Raw genomic sequence first — 24,930 nt, forward strand, 5'->3', positions numbered from 1 at the left:
GATTGTATAAAATTTTGTTTTCCCTGACTTAATCGCAAAAAAAAAAACGCAACCACATAAACATAAATCAATCCCCTCAAGCTGCCTTGAGGGGATTTAAGCATTATTTTTGAAGCAAGCGGAGAAATTCACGCATAAAGGCAGGAAGATCCGGCCATGCATGAGCAGAAACAAGATTTTGGTCGACATGTATCGTGCTGTCAGACACATACGTTGCCCCTAGCGCTTCCACGCCTGGCTTGCAGGCGATGTAAGCAGTCAGGCTGCGGCCTTTCAACAGATCCGGCATCGTTTCAAAAATGAGCGACGCATGGCAGATCGCAGCGATCGGTTTGTTCGCTTCAAAGAAATGTCTAACAATGCGTTGAAGGTCTGCGTCAAGACGAATATATTCCGGCGCGCGTCCTCCCGGAATGACAATGGCATCATATTGCGTTGGGTCGATATCGGCAAATGCCGCGTGCGCCTCGATGAGGTATGCTTGCTTTTCCTCGTACGTATCCCAGCCAGTAAAATCATGCACTACCGTCTGCAATTTCTTTTTCTTCGGCGCGGCGATTGTGACGTCATGTCCTTCTTCCAATAAACGATAATACGGATAATACACTTCCAGCGCTTCGACGGCATCTCCCGTTACAATCAACACTTTTTTGCTCATCGTCATGCCTCCTTACCTATTTTTTCTTTGCATCTTTATCATAGCGAAAGATGGAAAAAAGAGAAAGCGAAATGCTTGCCGAAATACAAAATAAGAAAATTGTTCATTTTTATAATAAAATAAAAATGCCAAAACTATGTGCAAAGGAGAGAAAAAGCATGATTTCCTCATGGCTTGCATCCGCCTGCCATGCCGTCGTTCTAACCGGAGCGGGCATGTCGACGGAAAGCGGACTCCCCGATTTTCGTTCGGCTAAAACAGGGTTATGGAATCGCTTTAATCCACAGCAATTAGCGAGCACCTACGCGCTTGAACATCAGCGCCAATCATTTGTCGAATTTTACCAATACCGTATCCGCACCCTCCGATCGTGCGAACCGCACAAAGGGCACACCATTTTGGCTGACTGGGAACGGCGTGGGCTGATTAAACAAATTATCACGCAAAATGTGGATGGCTTTCACCAGCAAGCAGGCAGCCGCCGTGTCATTGAACTGCACGGCTCGCTGCGGACGGTCCGTTGCCAGCGGTGCGGCAACACGCTAAATAGCGAAGCATATCTTCGCAACCAACTCAACTGCGAATGCGGCGGCTTTTTGCGCCCTTCCGTTGTCCTGTTTGGAGAGATGCTTCCGGAAGACGCCATTGAAAAAGCATGGCAGGCGGCGCAAAGGGCCGATTTATTGATCGTGCTTGGTTCTTCACTTCAAGTTTCCCCCGCAAATCAGCTGCCGGTCATTGCCAAACGGAATGGCGCGAAAGTCGTCATTGTAAACTGGGAGCCGACCGAATTAGATGACATTGCAGATATCGCCATTCATGAACGGAAAATCGGCGACGTTCTTCGCGAAATTGATCGTGAACTGAAGGAGAGTGGTGAATGATGAGTACAGAAACGATCTTACGAGAAGCTTTGCAGCATATTGGCGATTCGACTCCTATACAACAATATCGCCGCGTACACGGCGGGGACATCAACGATTCTTTTTACGTCCAAAGCGGCAAACAGCAATACTTTATTAAAATCCGCCACTTTCTTCCCCCGCGTTTTTTCGAATGTGAAAAGATGGGGCTTGAGACGCTTCGCAACGCAGGCGCCATCCGCGTTCCGTTTGTTTACGGAGTGCAAGAAACAAACGATTATGGATTTCTGATTTTAGAATGGATTGAAGGGAAAGAAACGAACAAAACGGCCGAACAGCTCGGCCACGCCATCGCCCGTCTTCACCAATGTTACGGGCCTTCGTTTGGTTTTGCTGAAGACAACTATATTGGACTGCTGCCACAAAAAAACGGATGGTATGAAAACTGGATCGACTATTTTCGGGAATGCCGCCTGCTTCCACAAATCGAGTTGGCGGAACAAAAAGGGCGAATGCCTGCACAGCGGCGAAATAAGCTCGAAAAGCTGCTTTCCTCCTTGGAACGCTGGCTGCCAAAAGATTGCTCTCCGTCCTTATTGCACGGCGATCTTTGGGGCGGAAACTGGATCGTCGGTGCAAACGGCGTTCCGTATTTGATTGATCCCGCCGTATTTTACGGACATTATGAATTTGAAATCGCTTTTACTGAACTGTTTGGCGGATTCCCTAGCCGCTTTTACGAATCGTACAACGAACGGATGCCGCTCTCTTCCGACTATCATGAAAGGAAACAATTGTACCAGCTTTTCTATTTGCTTGTGCATTTGAACTTATTTGGGGAATCGTATGGCGGCGCGGTCGACCGCGTTTTGCGTTGGTATGTTGGCGGCAACTAACTGCTTTTTTCTAGCAATTGCAAACATCCTTTCCCCGTTAAATCAGGAAAGGATGTATCCAATGAAAGTCTTTTTATTTCAACGACACATCATCCTAAAATCCAGATAAACATGCAACGCCTACTTACTGGTTTGTTCCGCATCATACTGGCTGGCAATGGGCGTCCGCCATGTTGTTTCATCCTTTTGAAACACTTGTTGTCTAAACGCTGTCACCATCTTGCATTAGCGCAGGAACAATGTCTTTACTTCCTTCTTTTATGGCATCTGGGACAATTCTTTCCAGAAATGCCACAAATCAAGCCATTATTAAAATTCCACTTTAAGTCCAGTGACTTGGATCATTCGGAAAACAAAATCGCTTTTTCTGTCTGGGACTTAATTAGCTAACTATTGTGAAAAACAAAACCCACTCTGAAACAGAATGAGTTTTGTCTTCATCTCTAGAGTTATAGTTACATAACGTTAGCGGTTATTTTTTAGTTCTTGAAGTGCTGGCAGCGCTTGTGTTAATTCTTCGGCAACATTCGGACTGGAAGCGCCTCCCTCATCGTTGCCAAAAACCACAAAGGTAAAGCAAGCTTCTCATAGGAACATCTCTCATCAGTAAAGCAAGTATTTCTTTCTGACCTTCATAAATGCTTCTATCTCTTTCTCCCATTTTTGTTTCATTTCATCCACTGGCATTCCGTCTTCTATTGCCTGGCGCATCCAGCCATTGCCGATGAGCTGATCAAAATACGAAACGCCTTGGCTGTTTTCTTGGCTAAAGGCAAATTGATCTGGATATAAATCATGAATGGTTTTGACAATGGATAAACCGGTTTCTACTGGTTCAAACACATGACGATCCGTCACATGAATTTGGATGCCATGTGTTAATTTTCCGCTATATTTGGAAAAGGTCGGCGTAAAGCTTGCCGGGCGGAAAATAACCCCTGGCAGATGCAGAGCGTTTAGTTTCTCCGCTAATCCGATGCTGTCGATAAACGGAGCGCCGATCAGTTCAAACGGCTTTGTCGTTCCTCTTCCTTCCGATACGTTTGTTCCTTCGATGAGAGCTGCTCCCGGGTACACCAGCGCCGTATCAAGCGTCGGCATATTCGGTGATGGCAATACCCATTGCAGCCCTGTATTATCGTAATACATGGAACGCTTCCAGCCTTTCATTTTCACGACCTTCACATCGGCTCCGATGCCAAACTCTTTGTTAAATAATAAGGCTAATTCGCCAACTGTCATCCCATGGCGCAACGGAATCGGATACATGCCGACAAACGATGAATACTTGGGATCGAGCACAGGTCCTTCTACTTTGGTGCCGCCCAACGGATTCGGACGGTCTAAAACGATAAATGGAATGTTGTTTTCCTTCGCCGCTTCCATTGCGTAAGCCATCGTATAAATGTACGTATAGCAGCGGGTGCCGACGTCTTGAATATCAAAAAGAAGCACATCAACTCCTTTTAACATCTCCGGTGTTGGCTTTTTCGTTGGTCCGTATAAGCTATATACCGGAAGCCCCGTTTTTTCATCGATATAAAAAGGAACATATTCGCCGGCTTGCTCACTGCCGCGCACCCCGTGTTCCGGGCCGTATAAAGCGACAAGCTGGACGTCAGGGTCATTGTAAAGGAGATCCACCACACTGTTTAGGCGTTGGTCAACACCTGTTGGATTCGTAATGAGCCCAACCCGTTTTCCTTTAATTAAGTACTTCTTCTCCTTTAATAGCACTTCTATGCCAAGCTCTAGTTTTTGGTTCTTTTTCTCTTCTGATGGCCCTTTTGCCAATACACCCGTAAACAGCGACAAACTCAAGATCACTGCCGAAAAAACAATCCACCATCGGTTCCGCATGAAATCGCCCCCTTTTTAATAAGTGAGGCCATGGCCGTATTCATACAGCACGCCGCCATCATAACTTGGAATCGTTACCGGAAGTTTGCCAGTCGGTGTATTTACTCCGAAAATTGCATCTACTGCCGCTTGGAAACTTGCCTGCTGAAAACCGTATTGCGCAAGATAGGCATTTACGTTCGGATAGGACATCACATCATACGGATTGCGAATTCCGATTGCGATGACAGGAGCTTCGGTGCTGTCGATGATTTGCTGCACCATTTTCATTTGCGGGCTCGATGGCAATCTTCCTGAGACGTCCGCAGTATACGTGCCAACAATGACCGCGTCTGCTTCTTTCACTTTTTGCAGCTGCGCTTCATCTAAAAGAGCCGCCGCTTGGATGACAGTCGCATTTGGAACATAGGTCTGTACTGCTTTCTCTAATGATTCCATCATCGTATTTCCCACAACAACAAGGTTGCTCACTTCATTTGCTTGAATCGGCAATGCATCGTCGTTTTTCACAAGTGTAACCGATTTTGCCGCTGCTTCAGCTTCAACTTGTTTATGCTCCTTCGAACCGACAACGCGCAAAGCTTGGTTGACGATTTCTTGCGTATCAGGCGGTGTTTCTTGCTTGAAAATGCCGCGTTTCACTTTTAGCGTTAATATTCGTTTTACGGAGGCGTTGATGCGTTTTTGCGAAATGTCACCGTTTTGCACTGCTTTCTTTAACCCGTTTGCCACTTCTTCCAGCCCCACCGGCATCAGCACGATATCAGCACCGGCTTGAACCGCTCTTACCGCCGCATCCACTGGCCCAAAATGATCGCTAATCGCCTTCATATTCATTGCATCGGTAATAATGACACCATTAAAGCCCATTTCTTCGCGCATTAACTCGGTCAGCACTTTATACGACAAAGTGGCAGGAAGCGAAATTTCCGTTCCGTCTTTTTGCGAAATCACCTTTGTATCATCGACTTTCGGGAACGTGACATGGGCAGTCATAATCGCGTCAATTCCCGCTTCCATCGCTTTTTGAAACGGATACAATTCGACTTTTTGGAGACGGTCGCGGTCGTGCGGCACTTCCGGCAGGCCAAGGTGGGAATCGACAGCGGTATCTCCATGTCCTGGGAAATGCTTGGCGGTAGCGGCAACCCCACTGTCTTGCAATCCTTTGATATAAGACATCCCTAGCTCCGCGACAAGCTCTGGATTTTCGCCAAACGAACGCCGATCACCGGATTGTCCGGATTATTGTTGACATCCAAAACAGGTGCTAAATTCATGTTAATGCCTAGCGCATATAATTCCTCGCCAATCGCATGCCCCACTTTGTAAGCAAGTTGTTCGGAACGCGTTGCCCCCAGCGCCATATTCCCTGGCATATTTGTCCCTGACTGCAGCCGCGTCACGACGCCGCCTTCCTGGTCTATCGACATAAGCAAACCGAACTTTTCAGCCTCCTGCTGATAGTCCGCGACGAGCTTTGCCGTCTGCTCCGTCGTCACTACATTTTCCCGGAATAAGATGACGCCGCCAATATGATATGTTTGTATCAGTTCCTTGATTTCCGGAAGCATAGCAGTGACAGGCTTCCCATTGAAATTGCGGAAATCCGGCATCAGCATTTGCCCGATTTTTTCTTCCAACGTTAAGCTGTTTACTGCTTTCTCAATGATGTTGTAGCGGCTTCCCTTTTCTTTGGCAACGGCCACTTTCACGTTCTGTTTGCTGTTTTTGTTCGCTGCAGGAGCGGTTTTGGCAGCAAAAGCGATACGGTCTTTCCGTGCCCCATCTGTCACCGTAATCAACGTTCTTCCGTTTTTTCCGAAAAAAGTAACAACACCATGATCATCAACGGTAGCTACCTTTTTATTGGATGACTTCCACCTTAGCCCTTCTGTTACTTCGGTGAAATATCCTTCCCGATGAACATGGAGCGCCCGCAACGAAATCGTATTTCCATTGACTTTCACATCTACTTCCGGAATGTTTTGATAAATGATTAAGTCGGGCTTCGATTTTTCTGTATGCGCTTGCGGCGAAGTCCATGGAACGAAGAGCATCATCACCGTTACCAAAATAACAGTTATTTTTTTATAAAATGACAACATCCTTGCTCCTCCTCTATATCAAAATGAACGCTGTTCCCACTCGCTGCTCTCCCATATTGCCTTCCTCTTTTTACCGCTTTCATCCATAAGACAAATATTCGTTACATACCAGCCACGCCCGTTGACAGAAGCATCGGTATGATAGCGAAAACGAATCGAGACAGTATGTGCCGGAATTGTCACGGTCTTTGTCACCCAATCTCCACTGCTGCCTGTCAGCCATTCTCCGACTTGCGTCCAATGAATGCCGTCTTGTGATACTTCCACTACACCAAAATCAGCGTTCGGTTCGACTCGATACCACGTATCAAACGTTAATGTTGCCCGTTCGTTTAATGTTACATTTGTCGATAGCACTGCATTCAAACCGTCACCGTACCCTGCGAACCAGGCTCGTTTTTTACTAGGCATTGCCACTGGAATCGCATCGGCCGTTAAACGGGCAATTTGTCTGCGCAGCGGATTTGTAGACACGGTATTCCGCGTAGGATGCACACGATTCGTCAATAAAATAGCAATAACATGATTATTCGGGCTTACGACCATCGATGTGCCTGTATACCCAGTATGCCCCAGCGTCGTACTTTCCGACAGCGCATCCATGTACCACCCTTGAGCAAGTTCCCATCCTAGTCCATGGTCATTGCCAGGGAATTGCGGAATTTGGTTTTCCATTAATAGCCGGACGGTTTCAGGCTGCAGGATGCGCTTACCGCCATACTTTCCGTTTTGTAAAAACATCGAAGCAAAAATGGCTAAATCGTGAGCAGTCGAAAACACTCCTGCATGACCGGCCACCCCGTCCAGCGCCCACGCGTTTTCATCATGGACTTCCCCCCAGACAAGCCCTCTTCCGGTCCACGGCTGATATTCTGTAGCTGCAATTCTCTCCTTTAATTGTGGGGAAGGATTATACATCGTATCATTCATGCCAAGCGGTTTCGTAATATATTTATACACAAACTGATCAAGGCGCAAACCGGACAACCGCTCCACTAGCGCTCCTAATGTCATCATGTTCAAATCACTGTATATATACGTTGTCCCTGGCGGATGTTCAAGCGGCTGGGCAAACACGAATTGCAAACGGTCTTCGCGATTGTCTCCCATTTGATACAACGGAATCCACGCCGCAAGCCCGGAAGTATGGGTCATCAACTGCCGGATCGTCACCTTTTCCTTTCCATTTTTCGCAAACTCAGGAATGTATTTGGCAACAGGGTCATCTAACGAAAATTTTCCTTGCTCATATAGTTTCATCGCCGCAGTCGTCGTAAACAGCTTGCTGATGGAAGCTAAATCAAAAATAGTATCTTCCCGCATCGGTATCGGCTGTTTGGATTCGGTAAACGCATCATCCTCATATCGCTTTGCGTATCCATACGCCTCATGTTTGACAATGATTCCTCTCCGAACAATATAAACAACCGCCCCTGGGATAACATGGTCACGCATCGCCTGTTCGATTACTTGATCGATTTTCCGCAAAGGTTCTTCCCTCATGCCAGCCGCTTTAGGCGATCCATGGTGTATAACGGCAAAAACGGGGCCTGGACGATCCCAAGAAAAAGGCGTTTGCATTTTTGACCGAGTTGTTCGATATGCTTTCTTTTCCATTTGCTCGATCGTAGGAGATGGATGTTTATGAAATGTTGCTAAAACAGATGGGGATGAAGAAAAGATAGTTGAACTTAGCATTATAGACGACAAAACAACGGAAATAGACCGATTGTTCATGAGCAACCTCCTTTTCATCGAAATAACTAATTAAAGAAAGCATATTTCTTCTGGTGCATTGTCTTGGGGCAAAGAAAGAAGGGATCAATGTCAATGTGGAAGCAGAGATGTTGGAAGGGGTTTCATTTTTAATAATAGAATAGCAATTTATGGTATAGGCGTATATACCACTTTGCTCCTGATTTGATCAAGACGTTTTTCCTAATCTCCAATCAAAAATAATTCACGCGTCAGTTCCCTTTTTGAATTAGCTTTATCAAACTATAAAAGGATCCGTCATTCGCCGCTGATGTTTTCGAGCAGCGCATCTCCATCCTCACTAACATGCACATAGGCAAAGAAGGTCTTCTCCTGACATTTCGTTCCTTCTCCTTCCGGAATAAATATGATTCAATTCCATACACGAACCGTATTGCCATAAAACGTTCCATTGATGATTACATCGCCGCCTTGCGGAACGTACTCCTCATGTTGTTGCCTGTTTATCGCATAGATATCCGCAAAGCGATGCACGCCGTCTTGGCCCTTTCGCAGCACTATTTGTACTTTTCTATTCCTATTAAAGACTGGATCGTCAAACTATCATAAAACAACTGCATATCATCTCCCTGCAAAAACGTTAGCCAATAATAAGTAGCGCGATACTAATGACAGAAACCGCTTCATACTTCGTAATCCACGCCAACGCCGCCGTTGGAACAAGCTAAATGATAAACAGCCAATAGTTGTCAGCATGGGAGTTATAAATCTGCCCGATCAGAGCGAGCGTAATGCCAAACGCCAACGCCTCACAGACAAACATCCATCTGCCTAAAAAATCATGGCATAGACAAAAACCGTTCTCAACCCGTAAAGCAATTCCATTAAGCCGATGTTCAATCTTGTATTTGTAAAACGATCTAATATTTTCTAATTAGATACAAAAAAATAATGTCAGCCAATATCAACACTATACCTAATAAATATCCTGCGTATTTCTATCTTTTCATTCCCTTAAAATAAATCATATACCTCCATGTTTACCACATTTTATACAAAAAGAAGAAAGTCTAGATGAAAAGACCAAGCTCAAGCTTTTTTTCTTCTATATTTGAGAAAAACTCTTTGAAGAAAGCGGTAATGTGAAAAATGTATAGTTGGAGGTGCTTTTTTGATGTATAATGCTCTATAAACAAAAATATACGTTCTTAAACACTATTGAACCCTTCATATTTCGACTGAACGAGAGGATTCCCCCTCACTTCGCTTCGAGATGGAGGACAATTTAACATTCACAAAAACTAGAAAATTCAAGACGTTAGCCTTCGATTCACGAGTTAAATAATTGCAACAGCTACTGATCGATTGCATGGATCACTTCTGTCGCCACCGTAGCCCATATGAAAAGAAAAAGAAAAAAACACGTGCAGATACAGATAGAAGGAATTTGTTCATGCTCGTGTTCCTTGCTTTTATTATGAATAATTTATCTAAATTATAACTCAACTGTGGTCATTTCCCCATCTGCTTCATTTGCTCAGCATCCCCTTCGGCAGAAAGAAATTTGTTTTATTGTGCAAAAATTTACCAATAATACCTAGCCTCCTATGAAGTTCATGTTCCTCAGTCCGAAAGTTTGCCGCCCGCTCCCTTCCGATTCCATGTCGCCACGAACACCCTTACGCTAGATTAGCAGCTGCTTTTGCCTTCACGGATTGGGACCATCCTCCTATAGACTGCTCCTATACCGGGCATACAAAAAGCCCCCATTCAGGCGCGTTTCTTTTACAAATAAGCGCTGATTGAATGGATTTCTCAAAATTCAAATAGGTATTTTTTATCATATTTTTATGAATAAAATGATTCAAAATCCTTAATTTTCCTGTTTCATATTTCCTGGAAAACAAACACTGTGTAAAATATATAATGAATTCCATATTTTCTATAAACAGTAGTTATTTTGAAGGAAGATGAATATGACGGAGAAAGAATACATCATTCACCAATTATATAATGATATTTCTAATCTTGAAAACCAATTGCGCGGTAATCACGAAAAAATTGCACGGTTAAAAAAAGCTGAAAGCGGCATATCCAATGAACTTAGTGAATTGGTTGATCACAAACCACTTGTATTTGACCCCGAGCTCACTCCCTATACATGGCAGGGCAAATATGCCGATATGTTTTTAGATATAAGAAACGACACCAATTACGCATACACTGGCATTATTCAGCAAACCGAAGACCTTCTAAATGATATTTCCAAAAAGATATCGGAACTAGAAGTGATGAATACAAGCATTTCCAACACCATCTCTTCAAAACGAAGCCAGCTGGCTCATCTAAAGGCTCAGTAAACAGGTGGGATCACAATGACAGAAATTAAAGTCCATTTACAGGAAGTTGAAGCGTCCTTAGACGGGCTAAAACGTAAAATCGGCGAATTAAACACTAACCATTCACATCCATCGTTCCCTGTTTCCTCTCTTGATTTCATCACAAAAATAAAAGCAATTGAAGACCTTTACTATCAAATCGTTGCCGATTATAAAAATACGCTGTTAAACATTGAAAGCGATGTTCGCAGACATATTGAGAATCTTGCGGAGACAGACCGAAATATTGCCAAAAAGATGACCATATAACGGGGAGTCAAGATGATGAAGGCATTAAAAGTATCGGAAGTTTCGCATGAAACCAATCAATTGATCCGTCAAAAACAGCAAGAAAAAGAACAAATTCTTGCTGTTCGCGATGCTGTAAACAAAATAATCCATTTAGACGATGCTTTAAAGGGGGAAGGCGGTGAAGCGATTAAAGAACACTTTGCCACTTTGCATATTCCTGCCATTCTCCTGCTGCATCAATTTCTTTATCAGTATTTAGACATTCTAAAAGACATTTTAACTAGGATCGAACATTTTGAAACAAATAGCGGTTTTATAAGCGAAGAATTTATCGAAACAGAAGTAAAAACAGGCCTTAATCAGTTAGAAAACTTCACTGAGGAAACAGTCAATAGCATCAATCAATATTTTTTCGACGTGGCAGATTTGGTTCATGGCACTCCCGTTCAAATTCTTCATTTTCAGCATCAAATCGCATCGGCAAAAAGTCACGCTCAAAAAACTGTCCATGAACTGGCGAAGTTTGATGAAGAAATCTCTCGCGAACTGTCATCCTTGCAAGAGCAGCTTGCTCAAATTCGTTCATTCACCCAGAAACTGCGCGAATGGACAAAAGGCGGCGTTTTCTTAAGCAAAGAACAAATAAAAGAAATCGAAAATTACATTTCCGAAACAGATACGTTCAAAAAAATGATTGATGAGGCGATTGAACTGTCTGTACAAGAGGGAGATTCCACTTTTGTGGGTGCCGTCGCCGAATGGCTGGATTCCCTTGGCAAATTCAACGGCGGGCTTAGTGTTGCAAAAGGATTACTTGCAGTTCATGTTCTCAATTCAGGCTTATTAACTTTATCGAAAGATGCGAAAGGAAATTTTATTATTAAAGCATCGCCAACGTGGATACAAGGAGCAAATAAAAAATATGAGTCAAAAATTGCAGAAACAATCTATGAATTATTAAAAAAAGGAGATAAAAACTCTGCTAATGTAATTAAAAGATTTTTAGCAAAATATAATCGTGCGCCAAGCGGTGTTTTACGTGACCTTATTGGTTTGCATGCGAAAACAAATAGAATCAGTTTTGGAAAAATCATCGCACAACAACACAAAATCCTTGTCTTTGATGAAAGCCTATTAAAACAATATAAAGCAAAAGTGGATATTAAAAGCACCATTCGGCAATTTACAGATGTTAAATCTGTATCAAAACTTATTAAAAGGTTGCCATATGCAGGAATAGCGTTCTCGGTCACGACAAATATAGGTGAATTTTGGAGTGACAACAACCAATATAAATCTTCGTTTGAAAATTTCGGGAGGTTTTCGGCAGGTATTGGACTTGATATTGGCGTTGTTGCTACAACGTCTGCAGGGGCATATATAGGTTCATTAATAGCACCAGGTCCGGGAACAATTATTGGCGGAGCTATTGGCGCCGGAGTTGGTATTGTTGGGTCATGGTTAATAGAGGATGTTGCAAAAGACTTTGGCGAAAAAGTCGGACGAGAATTTGGAGAAGGTGTGCAGAAAATCAAGGAAGGTGTAGAAAAGGTAGGAAAAGAAATTGAGGAAGGTATTGAAAACGTTACAGAAATGGTAAGGGATTCTTTAACAAGCGCGGAAAAGTTTATTGTGGATTTTTTTAATTAGTGTAATAAAAATTGAGATTATACCAAATTACTTTAACAAAGGAGATATTTATATTATGAAAGTATTATTTCCAAGCTCTGAATTGAAGCAACAAGTTCGCACATTTCCATTAAAAAAAAAGAATAAAAAAAATTTTTCCATTAAAAGAGGAGCAGCCTTTTTTTTAGAGAGTAATCTCTTTGTCCTTCTCCTTCTCGCTATACTTCTCATCAATAAAAATGACTGGGATGAAGACGGTTCAATTATTGTTTTCATTTTTATTTCCGGTTTTGAACTTCTGTTTATGTTGCTTTTTATTCCCGCTTGCTTTTTCTATGAACCGGTCCGTATAAAACGAATCATTCAATCAATCTTCAAAAAAAGAGAAAAAAATGAATGGATAGGAATGGCTTTAGCTTTTTGTGTAATAACCCTTTTTTCTTTAGGCTTTATTTTCATACCTTATCCAAGCAACTATCTTCCATTATGGTTTACAGTTAGCTGGATATGCGCTTTTGTATCCATATTTATTCAGCGTGTTGTTATTGCTTATTATTATTCTAACGCGAACATAGACAATAACCAGAAAAGTATATCAAATTATTTTTTTAAATATGTTACGTTATTTATTATGGGCTTTAACCATTATATTCAATTACTTCTATCCAAAATGCCGTTTTTGCTCAATAAACTATTTGCGATTTTAACTTTCCTTGTACTAATTTTGCAATCTTTTGTGCTTCTTGGCGTATATGATTGATATAGCTATAAGTGAATACTTTGAAGGAGATGCGATCACATGAGTACAAATGGAACCGTTGCTTTATCGATGAACGAATTAGTTTCTGCTCTGGCTTTATGCGGATACAGCGAAATAGCCAGCCAAATATTAAACGACGCTACTTTAGTAGAAAATGAAGAAGAAGAACAACGTTTTATCCGTGAAGTCGAGCAGCTGCTGCATCAGAAAGGTTATTTAGATGTGACAAGAGAATCTTTATTAGTTCCGGGATTAGAAAATTTGATTCATCTGTTAGTACAGTCCAGAGAAAAAGTTCGATGCGTGGATATGAAAAAAAGACACGTATTGTTGCTGCACCGTGTCCATGATTCCAAAACTTTAGTTCAACATGTGAAAGGAAACGAACATTCCTTTTCATTTCATGATCCTCAAAAAGGATTTTTTAATTTGCTTGGTCACTTTTTTGCTTCAAATACTAGAAGAAAGAAGCCCGAAGATATCCTGCCTATGGAAATAAACAGTAAGCTGTTTGATGAGCTTCATACATCAGAACCGGAAGTGCTTGTTGAAGCGATGCAAGATGAAAAAGTCCCGTCCACTATGCGTTTATTTTTACAAGATTTTTTGGATAATGGGCAGGAATTAAACAATTTCGCTTTTATGGAATCCGATTATGTGAAAAATAGATCTGTTTTGGACCAAGTGGCCTTTTTTCTTCCAAGCAAATCGTTTATTTGGCATATTGACTATGAAAAGATTGAGAAGAATAAAATCTTTATTGTTCCTGTGTCTTTTCAAGAATATTTCCAAAAAATAGAAGAGACGATAAAGGAATTTTTTCATCTATCCTAATGTCATATTCTCAACGTTTTTCCTCCCGCTATGTATTGGGCGGGAATTTTTTTTGTGTGATAAATGCAGATGATGTAATCACTGCATTGGTTAAAACAGATATGTACGATTTGACTGTCTAACACTTTTATTTCTTTTCTGCCGTCGTGATCAGATACACTAATCTCTTCCACGTCAATCCCTTTGTCTAGAGTATGCCTGTTTTAGTTTACTTTGATCCTCTACACGACCAAAATCGACAACTAGAGAGTTTTTTCTACACCTGCGTGCAGGCGCTCACTTCTTGTTCCGTTAAGTATCATAGGCAAAAATCTCATTGGTGTTTAGCAACCTGTCGCTCAATTCAAAACCGTTTTTCACCTCATCCTGACGACTCAAGTCTCAGGCTTTCGTGGTTATATACCTTTTACAAGCTGTACTTGGTGAGTGCTTCGGATTCAATCAGGAGCTTCATATAGTTGGCGCCATGAACGGAAGCACGGTGACCTGATGTTTCGATTCTTCACCCTGAATAAGTATCAGCCATTAGAGAAAATTCAAGTTACCGAGTCCAAGCTGTAGAACTAGAACAATAATATGCATTGACAGAACTCTTTTGATGTTTTGTTTTTTATTGCTAAAGTTTTGTATTAGAAGTATGATAGAATTGGAATAATTTAGGAGGGTTTTTATAAATAGAAATGAACATCTATCTTACTAATTGGCCTTGTGCCTTCATTAGATGTTGTTTGCAGATGAGTATGGTAATTATCACGGAAGTAGTTGGAACTACACGCGATGAAAGAAAATATAATATTTTAAAACAGCTTTTTCTCGATCATTTATAGAAAAGGACATTGTAGAGAAATGCAAACATCAGTATATCGAAACTTTTTTCAAGACTTAGTTAATAACCACATTCAAAATGCAAAAAAGAAAAAACGTACCATCTTCTCCATGAAAGATTTATTAGAAAAATGGAACGAAGGTTAAGTTTTTGGATCAGACTGTTCGCCATCCGAGAAATAAATGATGAGGACGAATATAGCAAGTCCAAGCAGGTAGAACGAGGAAGAGGCAAAAGAGTATTTATACACAAAATTCATTTTTATTTAATGAATAATTGCTAGAAAAGTAGCATAAAATAATAGTTTATGTTAATTTGCATTTTGCACACACTAATATGGATGATGTATAATATATATAGAAAGTACATATAAAATAAATAAGACCGAAGGTGCGGCAACACCCTCGGTCGTGCAATAGACGGTTCCCTTCAAGGGGGATCGACAGTAGGCAGAAAATAATCCACCCAGTCGTCATCAACTCAAGGGTGGATTATTTCCTTTGATGATATGACAGTATCGAAACGATCAGACTTGCGAAAGTTATCGCGAACATCAATGATTCAAATACTGTCACCGGCACCACCCCCTTTCTATAGGGGTAGAACGCCGACCACCCTTGAGTTTTCCGTGCTATTGCGCTTTTATTATATCACATTTTAGAAAATTTTTCTATAAGAAACGAACGTTTGTTTTGGTTTTATTACATTGTTCATTAAAAAAAATGGTTTAACGGCAAACAAAAGATAATAAGAATTATCTTTTCAGCTTGTCGGCTTTATCGACAGGCTGAGGTTGTCCTCAAAAGGTCGTTAAAATGACCTTTTGGGACAGCCTTCTGCTTTTGTTTTTATTTTCCCAAAGTATCTGTTTCTTCTTACCTCCGTATGTTCCTCCTTTTTCTTTTCATTGGGTCGACGGTGGACGCCCATTTTTTCAAATTGTGGTCAGCACAAATTCCCCCATTCCACTGTAATTTTTAGGAGCTATCTTAACAAAAAATGCTGGTTTTGCTTGATTTGCCCAAACACCGGCTCGTTTTCGATACATCGCCGCCCCTGCTTCCGTAGGACAACCGTTTCCCGAATTTCCTAGCGTTGTTGTTGATTTTTCAAAGAAACGCGGATGGTTTTCGTGTCTTTGCCTTTGGTGCATACCGCTTGAAACGGGCATCCGGCACATGCCGTACAACGGGACGTCCATTTGACAGCGGCGTACCGTCGGCCGTTTCCTTTTGTTCATACACAAACACCAACCGTCCCCTTTGGCGCAAATCCACTCATCCAGTTCCTTATCATACATCATTCTCTCGATTCGGCGATCTCCTTCACCCGCACTTTCGTTTGTTCCAAGTCCAACGTGTTATACTTGATCAGAGCGACCATCTTCTTTTTCTCGCAGCACGTATCATTCTCTTCACCCCCATAGGCGGAATCGGCAACGGCTCGAAGGTATAAAATCCTGAATGAACGATAATGTCGATAAACTGAAACCCTCTAGGCGCCAAGGGGGGATAGGCAACTTCCAAAAAGATTCATTAAATTACAACTACAACAATTAAATGAATAAACATACAATGTTACATAAAGACCAACTATTCATCCTCTTGCTGTAAAAGAGCTTTTTAACAACGCGGATGGTGGCCTGAGCGCAGCGAGGAAGATATTGCAAAAATACTGAATTCAAGTATTGCTGTTGGAGTATGGCAACTAGGTTGTCTTATAGGATTTGCTAGAGCAGTCACTTTAGAGCATACATAAAAGATGCTGTAGTTCATCGGGATGTGAGAAAACAGGGATTAGCGAAGAACGAAAAAATATTATCCTTAGACATAATGCTGTAATATGGAAAATAGGTTTTACAATCATCTTTTTGATTATAAAGGAAGTTTGCTCCATCCATTGCGAAAAGATAGGCCTGCCGCCTATCTTTTCTGTGTACAGTATTTAGTAGGATTTAATTTTTGCTTCAAATTGTCTAAGCGTTAATTGATTTAGCTCTGGAAAACCTTCTTCTTCCAAGGAAATGGTTTTTCCTTCGTAAACAGGATAGACCCCTTGCCATCCCCCGACAATGGTATACAATTCTGTTCCTGGAACAGGTTTTAGGAAACAAAAATATCGACCCTCAGCCATCGGTCCTGGATAAACTTTGTTGTTAGGATTTAAAGGATCAGGAAGGGGTTCAATACCGGTTGATAACACGGTGATGATTTTGCCACTGGTTCCCTTTACATATTTGTCGACATGAAAGTTTTGTACAAAATTGACGAGCTGCCCACCTTGTACAGATTTATCCAACGGCTGTTTCTGAAAAGAAGTATCGAACCAACCATAAGCAATTAATGTTGAGCCGCTTACTAAATCCTTTAAATTTGCGACACGCTTGATATTTACTACTTGCTTTGGAATGGCAACATGTTGCGCCTGAACAGGTAAATGAAACGCAAATAGCAAACATATACAGATTAAAAATTTAGACCATACTTTCATTCCATCACCTCATATATATCTTTGTTGAGCGTTACTATTGTTTAACAATCTTTCCCGTTTTATACATGTGTCCTTTGTTCCCATCAGTAGAGTAATTTTTTCCTTTTTATCCCTGAAAGAAAAACCAATCTGCATTATATTGTTTCCCACTATTGATGCTTCGGCGTTCAAAATCGAAGCGAAACAAAAATATAATATTTTAATCCCGAATTAAACATAATACATATTATGTTGCATTCCAAACTTCTCAATAAAATCAGCCTCTCGAAACACTAGGGGAGATGATGAGGATATCATAAAAGTGTCATGTTGCCATTTCCGACACAGCTTACGAACTCGAAGGAAATTACGCAAGAATCTTCATTTTGCAACACTAATGCTAATCATGTATAATATAATGCATAGAGAATTCCATATAAATAAAAAATAAGACCGAAGGTGCGGCAACACCCTCGGTCGCGCAATAGACGGTTCCCTTCAAGGGGGATCGACAGTGCAGGTAGAAATAATCCACCCAACCGCCGTCAACTCAAGGGTGGATTATTTCTTTTGATGATATGACAGTATTGAAACGACTAAACTTGCAAATGCTATCGCAAACATTAACGCTTCAAATACCGTCATCGGCATCACCCCCTTTCCACAGGGGTAGAATGCCGACCCACCCTTGAGTTTCCCATACTATTGCGTTTCTATATATATCGATATTAAAAACAGAAGATACTAAGAATCATCTTTTTATTTTATTAGACATCGCTGCTCCGTTGGCCACCTATGCATTGCTTCGCGGCACCACAATGAAAAAAATTTTATTCTTCCGTCGGAAATGAAAGAAGTGTTTGTCATTACTTTTATCTTGCTCGCAGCAGCACTCTTCCTTACGTGGAATAGCGCAGTCCATTCAAAATCAAAAACGCCAAATTCTGTTTTATATGCTTGAGATTTGTGTTTTTTCATAATGTCTGCTTAAAAGATCCGGCGCTGTTAAGTAAACGAGCCCGTTTCCTTCCAATGCTTTTGGAAAACCTAGCGGCATTGTACGTTTGATTAATTGAGCATAGAGCTCAGGTTCTGTAAGCTTTCGGCCAAATTCTTTTTCAGATAGTTGCTTGATTAAAGCCAAAGCGCCCGAAACATGAGGAGTTGCCATCGATGTGCCACTAAAAATAGCGAATTTTCCGCCTGGAATGGTGGAAAGAATTTTTTCCCCTGGTGCAACAACATCAATTTCCTTATTCGAATTGGTAAATCGCGATATTTGACCATCGAGGCTGACGGCTCCAACTGAAATGACTTCATTGTAAGCTGCTGGATAAGAAAGTTCTTCCGTTCTTTCGTTTCCGTCTCCTTCATTTCCTGCTGCACATACAACTAAAATATTGTTTTCAACAGCTCTTTTGACTGCCTGATGTAATTCTGGCACATCGGAAGGGCCACCTAATGACATGGAGATAATATCTACTTTTTGATCTACAGCGTAGTTAATTGCATTTACAATCCATTCATATTTACCAGTTGCTGACCCTGGATTGTTCGGATCATTTGCCAACACTTTTAAAATTAATAGTTTTGCTTCAGGGGCAACGCCGACGACACCTTGATCATTTTCTATTGCGGCGATCGTTCCGGCCACATGGGTTCCGTGACCGTTATAATCCGAATAATTATCAACATCACCGTTATCATCTGTGGTGAAGTTTCGACCGCCAATAATTCTATCTTTTAAATCAGGATGGTTTCTATCACATCCAGTATCAATGACAGCAATCACAATGTCTTTTCCTTTTATACCTTCTTTCCAAATCTCAGGTGCTTGTACCATATTGACGCCTTCAGGGATTTCCTTTACACTCTCAAGCTTTTCTTCAATCTTAAACGGAATCAAACGAATAGCATTTTCCATACTAATCCCTCCTAAAAATGAAATGGCTAAAACAGGTACAACTCCACCGACAATCAAAACAAAAAATCTGAACTTTCTGTAAATTATACCATAAACATGTCCTACCAAATAGATACTTTAGTTTGGTTTTTTGATGATTGGATTTATAGTCCAAAAGTTGTATAAATTAATATATTTTACTAAAAAGATGTAAACTCTGGAACGAAAATTCTTCCTCCCGAATCCATCATTAAACGAAAATGCCATCAAGTTTTTCAGTCCATCAGTTATCTTTTCTTTAATCAGATTGTGTCGATCAGGTGTTCTCTCCAGTAAATAAGTTTTCATTCTGCCATTCGCTCTTAAAAACATTGGGGTGCGTCTAACTAAAACTTTGTCTATGTCATATGACCCATTTTTTGAATAGATGTACATTGACCATGTCGCAAAACTTCTAATGGCAAGCTAAAAATGAAATAATCGCCGGCACAGCGGCTGATTCTCTCAAAATCGTTTCCTCCCTACAATTTCCTCATTTGTTGTGTTTTATAATCTAAACTAACACCAAACTACAACCCTAGCTGGACGCGCGAAAAAAACATGGGATGGCGTCCCCCATCCCTTTTTTCTTACTCTCATTTATTTTAGATCCCACAATAGGCCTTTTATTTCTTGCTCCATTTTGTATCCACTTGAATTCCTGCATCAAGCAACAGATTCAATACAGGACATCTTCTCTCTACTTCTTTTTTCAGCTGCTCCATTCTCTCTTCACTTTCTTCAGTTCGTATATTCACCTGGAAACGAACCTTTTGGAAATGCGTGCAAACTCCTTCTTCCCCCATTAGCCCCCGGGTATCAATAATGCCTGTTGTTTCAAAATCAATTCCCGAGAAAGTAAACCCTAATTCTTCGGCAACTAATGGAATCATCACTCCATTACAACCACACAGAGCTGCAACTACATATTCCAGTGGAGTTGGCGCTGCATCAGCCCCACCTAATTCTGCCGGTTCATCCATAGAAAAAGCAGGAAAATTCCGTATAGAAATATTGGTTTTGACGCCCGATTCCCATTTACCTTTAGCAGACACTTTAAACAATGTAGACGCTTGGGCCATACCCTCTCCCCCCCTTTAGTTAAGTAAATTTATCGGAATTAATTAAATTATAAAAAATTAACAGTTAGGTGTAAAGGAAAATTTCGAAGTGTTTTCTCCATAAACACCTTCCATTAATATCGCGTTAGAAAACCTTAAAATATTCAGTTATAAAAAACAAAGAACAGTTTAATCCTAATTATGGTAAAATATATTAAAAGAAAAGGGTGGTTATGATATTATCCCCTTATAATAATAGTAGACAAAAAAAGAAGGGGATATGCACATACCCCTGTCAAGTAGATATTGAAAAAGAGCATATGAAGCTGCAGCCTTTCTCGATATTCCACTGGGGAAGGCCGTTCAGTTTGTCTTAGAAACGACTGTGATTGTAAGCATCGCTTTTGATTCCAAAATATTCACGGAGCCGACGATAAGACCAGCCCTCCGCCAACTTCAAATGAATGACTTCCCGTTTCCGCTCTTTGGCATAGGTGTGAAAAGTTTGTCCTTTTTTCGCCATAAAAACTCCCCTCCCAAGCCGACACTTAAGAACATCATATCAAATGTTCTCTTTTTCGCTGTCTAACTTTGTAGAGGGATAACGCCATGCTTAATTTATATTTCTTACAGCGCCGTGAGATTAACAAGTATTTAATAAGTTAAAGAGTGAATGGGGCGGACAACCGCAACGATATGGATTTCATCGACATTTATAGTTGCACCCTTATGCATAGCTTCGAGTTTTTAATTTAATTTTACAATGCTATTATTGTTGTTTGCTCTGATGGATGCATCTTTTTTAGCCATAGATCTTCCTAAAATTAAAGTAACAATTGCTGCAAGAGCAAGCGATAATGCTAAGAAATAAAACCCAGCGTGAAAACTTCCGGTAGCATCTTTCAATACACCGAAGAATTTCGGCCCATTATACCCTCCAAGGTTCCCGATGGCATTTTGCAGTCCAAGAGCAGCACCAACGACTCCAGCCGGAATAATTTCGGTCGGTATCGCCCATAGCGGCCCGTATGGCGCATAAACACCAATGGCAGTAATAGACAGGAGAACCATTTTCAATATAGGTGATTCAACAAACTGCCCTGCTACCATTGTACAAGCGGCAATAAGCAGTGGCACCACCACATGCTGCACACGGTTCATGCGCCGATCAGACCAATAAGAATTGATAATCATTCCAATTAAAGCACACGTAAAAGGAACAGCTGTCAACCATCCCATGATGGCTGAATCTTCCGTAAATTCCCCAACAACGCTTGGCACCCATAATGTATAGCCGTAAAATCCGGTCATCCATAAGAAATACATGATCACAAGTCCCCATACGGTTTTATTTTTAAATGCTGCGGTATACCCTTCAGATTTGACGGCCTTGTCTTGCTCAGCTGCTAACATACTTAATAGTTGTTTTTTCTCGTTTTCATCCATCCAATTTGCTTCTGATGGTCTATCTTTAATGATCATATACCACACAAACGCCCAAATAATTGGTGGTATACCTTCTAAAATCAGCACCATTTTCCAGTCAAAATGCTTTAATAAAATGCCTGTCAGCGGCGCCATAAGCATGGCTGAAACCGGCAAACATGCCATCCAAAATGCATTTGCCCGAGCCCTTTCTTGGATAGTAAACCAGTTAGCAAGAAGTACAAGAACTGCTGGCCAAACACCGCCTTCTGCCACTCCTAACAGGAATCGTACGAGTTTAAGTTGCCCCTCGGTTTGAACCAGTCCAGAAGCCATGGCAGCTAATCCCCAAAGAATCATTAAAATAAAAATAAACTTCTTAGCAGACCACTTAGTCGCAAGAATACCACCTGGGATTTGAAGAATTAAATATCCAACAAAGAATATGCCAGCTATATCACCTGCTGCGGAAGCCGAAATATTCAAGCCTTCCTGTATATAAGGCATTAAAACACCAATGTTGATGCGGTCCATATAAGCAAGCATATACATGATAAATGCAACCGGAATAATTCTCAACCATTTTGATAATCTCATAAAAGTACCTCCTAATGTTAATGAAGGAATATTATGAATTTTTGTATATAACCAGATTTTTAAGCATTTAAGTAACCGCTTTCAATATTCATCATGAGAAATAATCGGAAAAGGTTACATCTCCGATTATTTCTCCATAAGGTTTATGCCTTTTGCGGAGCACGGAACTGGCCAGCATATCTAGCGGCAACTTTTATGCATTCTTCCATGCTGATTGATACTGCAATTCCTTTACCAGCTATGTCAAATGCCGTACCATGATCAACGGATGTGCGAAGGAAGGGCAAGCCATTTGTAATTGAAATTGTTCGTTCAAAATCGGTCATCTTAGCTGCAATATGCCCTTGGTCATGATAAAGTGAAAGTACAGCATCATATTTTCCATGCAATGCCTGATGGAAAACAGAATCAGCAGGAACTGGTCCAACAGCGTTGATCCCCTTTTCAACAGCCATTTGAATTCCTGGAATAATCTCGTCTATTTCTTCTCTTCCAAATAAACCATTTTCTCCACCATGCGGATTTAACGCCGCCACCGCAATTTTTGGATTTTCAACTCCTAGGCGTTGCAGCGCTTTATCACAGCGAACAAGGTAATCATAAATACGTTCTTTTGTCATTGCAGCAATTGCATCTTTTAGTGAAAGATGTCTAGTCAGAAAGAAGATTCGCATATTTCTGACTTCAAACATTGTCAGTGGATCGTCAGAGTTTGTCAATGCCGCTAGTATTTCTGTATGCCCTATAAACGGTACATTTGCCGCTTTCAACGATTCTTTGTTTATCGGTGTTGTAGCTAATGCTGACACTTTTCCATCAAGGGCTAATTGCACAGCAGTTTCAATGTATTCGTAAGCTGCTTTTCCGCATTGTGCTTGGACTTTTCCGATTTCAAGTGACTCTACATCTAAATTATCTAATGAAATAACATCTATCGTTCCATATTCGTATTTTCCATCAGAAGGTTCATTAATTTCATTGACTTTTAGGGAAATACCGGAAAAATCCATGGCAATTTCCAACACTTTAGCATGACCGATTACAAGCGGAGAACAAACTTCGTATATTTCTGGATTGTTCAGAGCTTTTACCGTAATTTCCGGACCAATCCCTGCGGCATCTCCCATTGGAATTGCAATAATGTGTTTAGTTTGTACTGACATTTCTTACACTCCCTTTATTATTAGTAATTTTCGTTTGTAAAAACCTTAAACTTTTGTAAATGGATCGCTGGTCCCCAATCATTCCACCTTTTGTTACAACAGGCAGACCATCTAAATATCCACCGGAAAAGTATCCAAATGATGTTAATGGAAGCACTTCATCTTCAACCTCAATACTATTTGCTCTGCCTACAGCGCAAAGAGAGGCTGTTACATCTCCACCGCTTGAAAAGCACCCGGCAATTGGATATTTAGAGTTTTCAATAATTTTCCGACTGATTACTGCAAGACCATCTGTAATCCGTTTTGCTAAAGCATCCTCAGATGCTTGTTCAATCTCTGATAGCGCTTTCAAGTTAATTAATTTATTTCCTGGATGGTAAGTAGTAACAATTAAAATATTTTCTTTTTCTAACAGTTCTAATCCAACAGATACTGCACGATCTACTTCTTCCTGCCAGCTATCAGTAAAGCTAGCTAACTTTTTCGGGTTTACGTATACTGGATTGGCATTTGTTTTTGATAAGAGATAGTGAAGCTGACGTCCAGTTAAAGATGTTACACTTCCAATAACAGCTAATAGTTTTTTTGAATTAACCTCCTGATGTAAATATAGACGTGCATAATAAGCTGTTAAAGGCCCCGGATCAACTGGAATCATGTTTTTACCCTGAATCTTTGTCATAGCTAAAGCAATGGATTCAATATGCTCGTCATTTACCGCATCAATAACCACAATTCGATATCCTTGTTCTATTTTTTCCTTTAGTTTATTTGTGATCGCCTCTACTCCAGAAAGAACAATATCTAAGCCTATCGAAGAGACGGGATAGTTACTTTGCTTTTTTATTACATCTGGAACAAACGATTTATCAACTGGCATTACCGGGTCTTTTGCCACATCTGTTTCTTGAACGGGGATTCCATCAACAAGCAAATATCCACCTGTTGTGATTCTTCCTGAGTCAGGAAAAGAGGGAACAACTACGGCAATCGAATGTTCGCCCAGTTCGTTCAAAACAGTATCAATCTCTAACCCAATATTTCCACGAATTGTACTGTCAATTCTTTTACAAAATACTTGAACGTTCCATTGTTTGAGAATCTGTACAGCCCTGCGAACACGATTTTCCGCGATCTCCTTTGGCGAGTATCTGCTATCTGTATCAATGCAAATAGCATCATACTTATCGCAATGTGGAAAAGGGGCGTGTTGAACAACTGTAGCTGTTTTGAACCCCTGTTTTGCCAATCTTACGCCAGTTGCATTAGCCCCGGTCAAATCATCTGCAATAACACCTACCCTCACTTTCCTATTCTCCCTTCTCCCCCGGTTAATGTATCTCTCTGCACACACCTAAACCATTGTTAGTCAAATTGCAGTCTCCTTCCGCACAAAAACTTTTTCATCCATTAGTTTCATTTTCCACTCTCTATAACACTTTCTATGTTCATCATCAAAGTAAAGGGGATTTTTATCCGCCTCCTTTGGC

Annotated in this window: 20 protein-coding genes and 1 pseudogene; 7 read left to right on the plus strand and 14 right to left on the minus strand. The window is 40.9% G+C overall.

Annotated features, from left to right (window positions below):
• Positions 1–103: 103 nt before the first annotated feature.
• On the minus strand, positions 104–658 hold the full coding sequence (locus tag MWM02_RS11980; protein ID WP_064550814.1) for a DJ-1/PfpI family protein: 555 nt from the start codon (positions 656–658) through the stop codon (positions 104–106).
• 158 nt (positions 659–816) lie between these two features.
• On the opposite strand from MWM02_RS11980, the gene MWM02_RS11985 reads away from it, so the two are divergent.
• Positions 817–1,542 carry an NAD-dependent deacylase gene (locus MWM02_RS11985; protein ID WP_244402105.1) on the plus strand — a complete coding sequence of 242 codons (726 nt, stop codon included), beginning with the start codon at positions 817–819 and terminating at the stop codon, positions 1,540–1,542.
• A complete protein-coding gene (locus MWM02_RS11990) occupies positions 1,542–2,417 on the plus strand; it encodes a fructosamine kinase family protein (protein WP_064551275.1) in 876 nt (291 codons plus the stop codon). The genes MWM02_RS11985 and MWM02_RS11990 overlap by 1 nt, the downstream gene beginning before the upstream one ends.
• A 603-nt stretch (positions 2,418–3,020) precedes the next feature.
• Here the strand turns inward: MWM02_RS11990 and MWM02_RS11995 are convergent.
• The 4 genes and pseudogenes from MWM02_RS11995 to MWM02_RS12010 form a co-directional block, all read right to left on the minus strand.
• Positions 3,021–4,277 carry an exo-beta-N-acetylmuramidase NamZ family protein gene (locus tag MWM02_RS11995; RefSeq protein WP_244402106.1) on the minus strand — a complete coding sequence of 419 codons (1,257 nt, stop codon included), beginning with the start codon at positions 4,275–4,277 and terminating at the stop codon, positions 3,021–3,023.
• Positions 4,278–4,292: 15 nt separating this feature from the next.
• A pseudogene (locus tag MWM02_RS12000) lies at positions 4,293–6,385 on the minus strand (glycoside hydrolase family 3 protein).
• Between the two features lie 18 nt (positions 6,386–6,403).
• A complete protein-coding gene (locus MWM02_RS12005; RefSeq protein ID WP_244402107.1) occupies positions 6,404–8,122 on the minus strand; it encodes a serine hydrolase domain-containing protein in 1,719 nt (572 codons plus the stop codon).
• A 390-nt stretch (positions 8,123–8,512) separates the two neighbouring features.
• The gene (locus tag MWM02_RS12010; protein ID WP_157778151.1) at positions 8,513–8,659 is read right to left on the minus strand and encodes a hypothetical protein; all 147 of its coding nucleotides are present in this window, start codon (positions 8,657–8,659) and stop codon (positions 8,513–8,515) included.
• A 1,418-nt stretch (positions 8,660–10,077) separates the two neighbouring features.
• Between MWM02_RS12010 and MWM02_RS12015 the strand changes: the two genes are divergently transcribed.
• The 5 genes from MWM02_RS12015 to MWM02_RS12035 all read left to right on the plus strand — a co-directional run bounded on the left by MWM02_RS12015 (position 10,078) and on the right by MWM02_RS12035 (position 13,954).
• Positions 10,078–10,461 (plus strand): YwqH-like family protein, encoded by a 384-nt coding sequence (locus MWM02_RS12015; RefSeq protein ID WP_244402108.1) that lies wholly within the window; start codon positions 10,078–10,080, stop codon positions 10,459–10,461.
• 15 nt (positions 10,462–10,476) lie between these two features.
• Positions 10,477–10,749, plus strand: coding sequence for a YwqI/YxiC family protein (locus MWM02_RS12020; protein ID WP_244402109.1), 273 nt, complete (start codon positions 10,477–10,479; stop codon positions 10,747–10,749).
• Positions 10,750–10,761: 12 nt separating this feature from the next.
• The gene (locus MWM02_RS12025; RefSeq protein ID WP_244402110.1) at positions 10,762–12,381 is read left to right on the plus strand and encodes a ribonuclease YeeF family protein; all 1,620 of its coding nucleotides are present in this window, start codon (positions 10,762–10,764) and stop codon (positions 12,379–12,381) included.
• 139 nt (positions 12,382–12,520) lie between these two features.
• Complete coding sequence (locus MWM02_RS12030) at positions 12,521–13,120, plus strand: hypothetical protein (protein WP_346015948.1); 600 nt, start codon at positions 12,521–12,523, stop codon at positions 13,118–13,120.
• Between the two features lie 39 nt (positions 13,121–13,159).
• Positions 13,160–13,954, plus strand: a complete 795-nt coding sequence (locus tag MWM02_RS12035; protein ID WP_244402112.1) for a hypothetical protein — start codon at positions 13,160–13,162, stop codon at positions 13,952–13,954.
• A 1,935-nt stretch (positions 13,955–15,889) separates the two neighbouring features.
• Here the strand turns inward: MWM02_RS12035 and MWM02_RS12040 are convergent.
• The 9 genes from MWM02_RS12040 to MWM02_RS12075 all read right to left on the minus strand — a co-directional run bounded on the left by MWM02_RS12040 (position 15,890) and on the right by MWM02_RS12075 (position 24,746).
• On the minus strand, positions 15,890–16,030 hold the full coding sequence (locus tag MWM02_RS12040; RefSeq protein WP_244402113.1) for a hypothetical protein: 141 nt from the start codon (positions 16,028–16,030) through the stop codon (positions 15,890–15,892).
• 694 nt (positions 16,031–16,724) lie between these two features.
• The gene (locus tag MWM02_RS12045) at positions 16,725–17,270 is read right to left on the minus strand and encodes a hypothetical protein (RefSeq protein WP_244402114.1); all 546 of its coding nucleotides are present in this window, start codon (positions 17,268–17,270) and stop codon (positions 16,725–16,727) included.
• Positions 17,271–17,810: 540 nt separating this feature from the next.
• The gene (locus tag MWM02_RS19675) at positions 17,811–17,900 is read right to left on the minus strand and encodes a putative holin-like toxin (protein WP_481861465.1); all 90 of its coding nucleotides are present in this window, start codon (positions 17,898–17,900) and stop codon (positions 17,811–17,813) included.
• A 298-nt stretch (positions 17,901–18,198) separates the two neighbouring features.
• Positions 18,199–19,173, minus strand: a complete 975-nt coding sequence (locus MWM02_RS12050) for a S8 family peptidase (RefSeq protein WP_244402115.1) — start codon at positions 19,171–19,173, stop codon at positions 18,199–18,201.
• Positions 19,174–19,817: 644 nt separating this feature from the next.
• Positions 19,818–20,273: an OsmC family protein gene (locus tag MWM02_RS12055; protein WP_244402116.1), complete on the minus strand. Its 456-nt coding sequence runs from the start codon at positions 20,271–20,273 to the stop codon at positions 19,818–19,820.
• A 352-nt stretch (positions 20,274–20,625) separates the two neighbouring features.
• Entirely contained in the window at positions 20,626–20,775 is a 150-nt protein-coding gene (locus MWM02_RS12060) for a hypothetical protein (protein ID WP_481861466.1), read from the minus strand.
• A gap of 224 nt (positions 20,776–20,999) precedes the next feature.
• Positions 21,000–22,274: an MFS transporter gene (locus MWM02_RS12065; RefSeq protein WP_244402117.1), complete on the minus strand. Its 1,275-nt coding sequence runs from the start codon at positions 22,272–22,274 to the stop codon at positions 21,000–21,002.
• Between the two features lie 143 nt (positions 22,275–22,417).
• On the minus strand, positions 22,418–23,437 hold the full coding sequence (pdxA, locus tag MWM02_RS12070) for a 4-hydroxythreonine-4-phosphate dehydrogenase PdxA (RefSeq protein WP_244402118.1): 1,020 nt from the start codon (positions 23,435–23,437) through the stop codon (positions 22,418–22,420).
• Positions 23,421–24,746: a four-carbon acid sugar kinase family protein gene (locus MWM02_RS12075; protein ID WP_244402119.1), complete on the minus strand. Its 1,326-nt coding sequence runs from the start codon at positions 24,744–24,746 to the stop codon at positions 23,421–23,423. The genes pdxA and MWM02_RS12075 overlap by 17 nt, the downstream gene beginning before the upstream one ends.
• Positions 24,747–24,930 lie beyond the last annotated feature (184 nt).

Origin of the sequence: Parageobacillus sp. KH3-4, assembly GCF_022846435.1 — a bacterium.
In the GTDB taxonomy this organism is placed as follows: Bacteria; Bacillota; Bacilli; order Bacillales; family Anoxybacillaceae; genus Parageobacillus; species Parageobacillus thermoglucosidasius_A.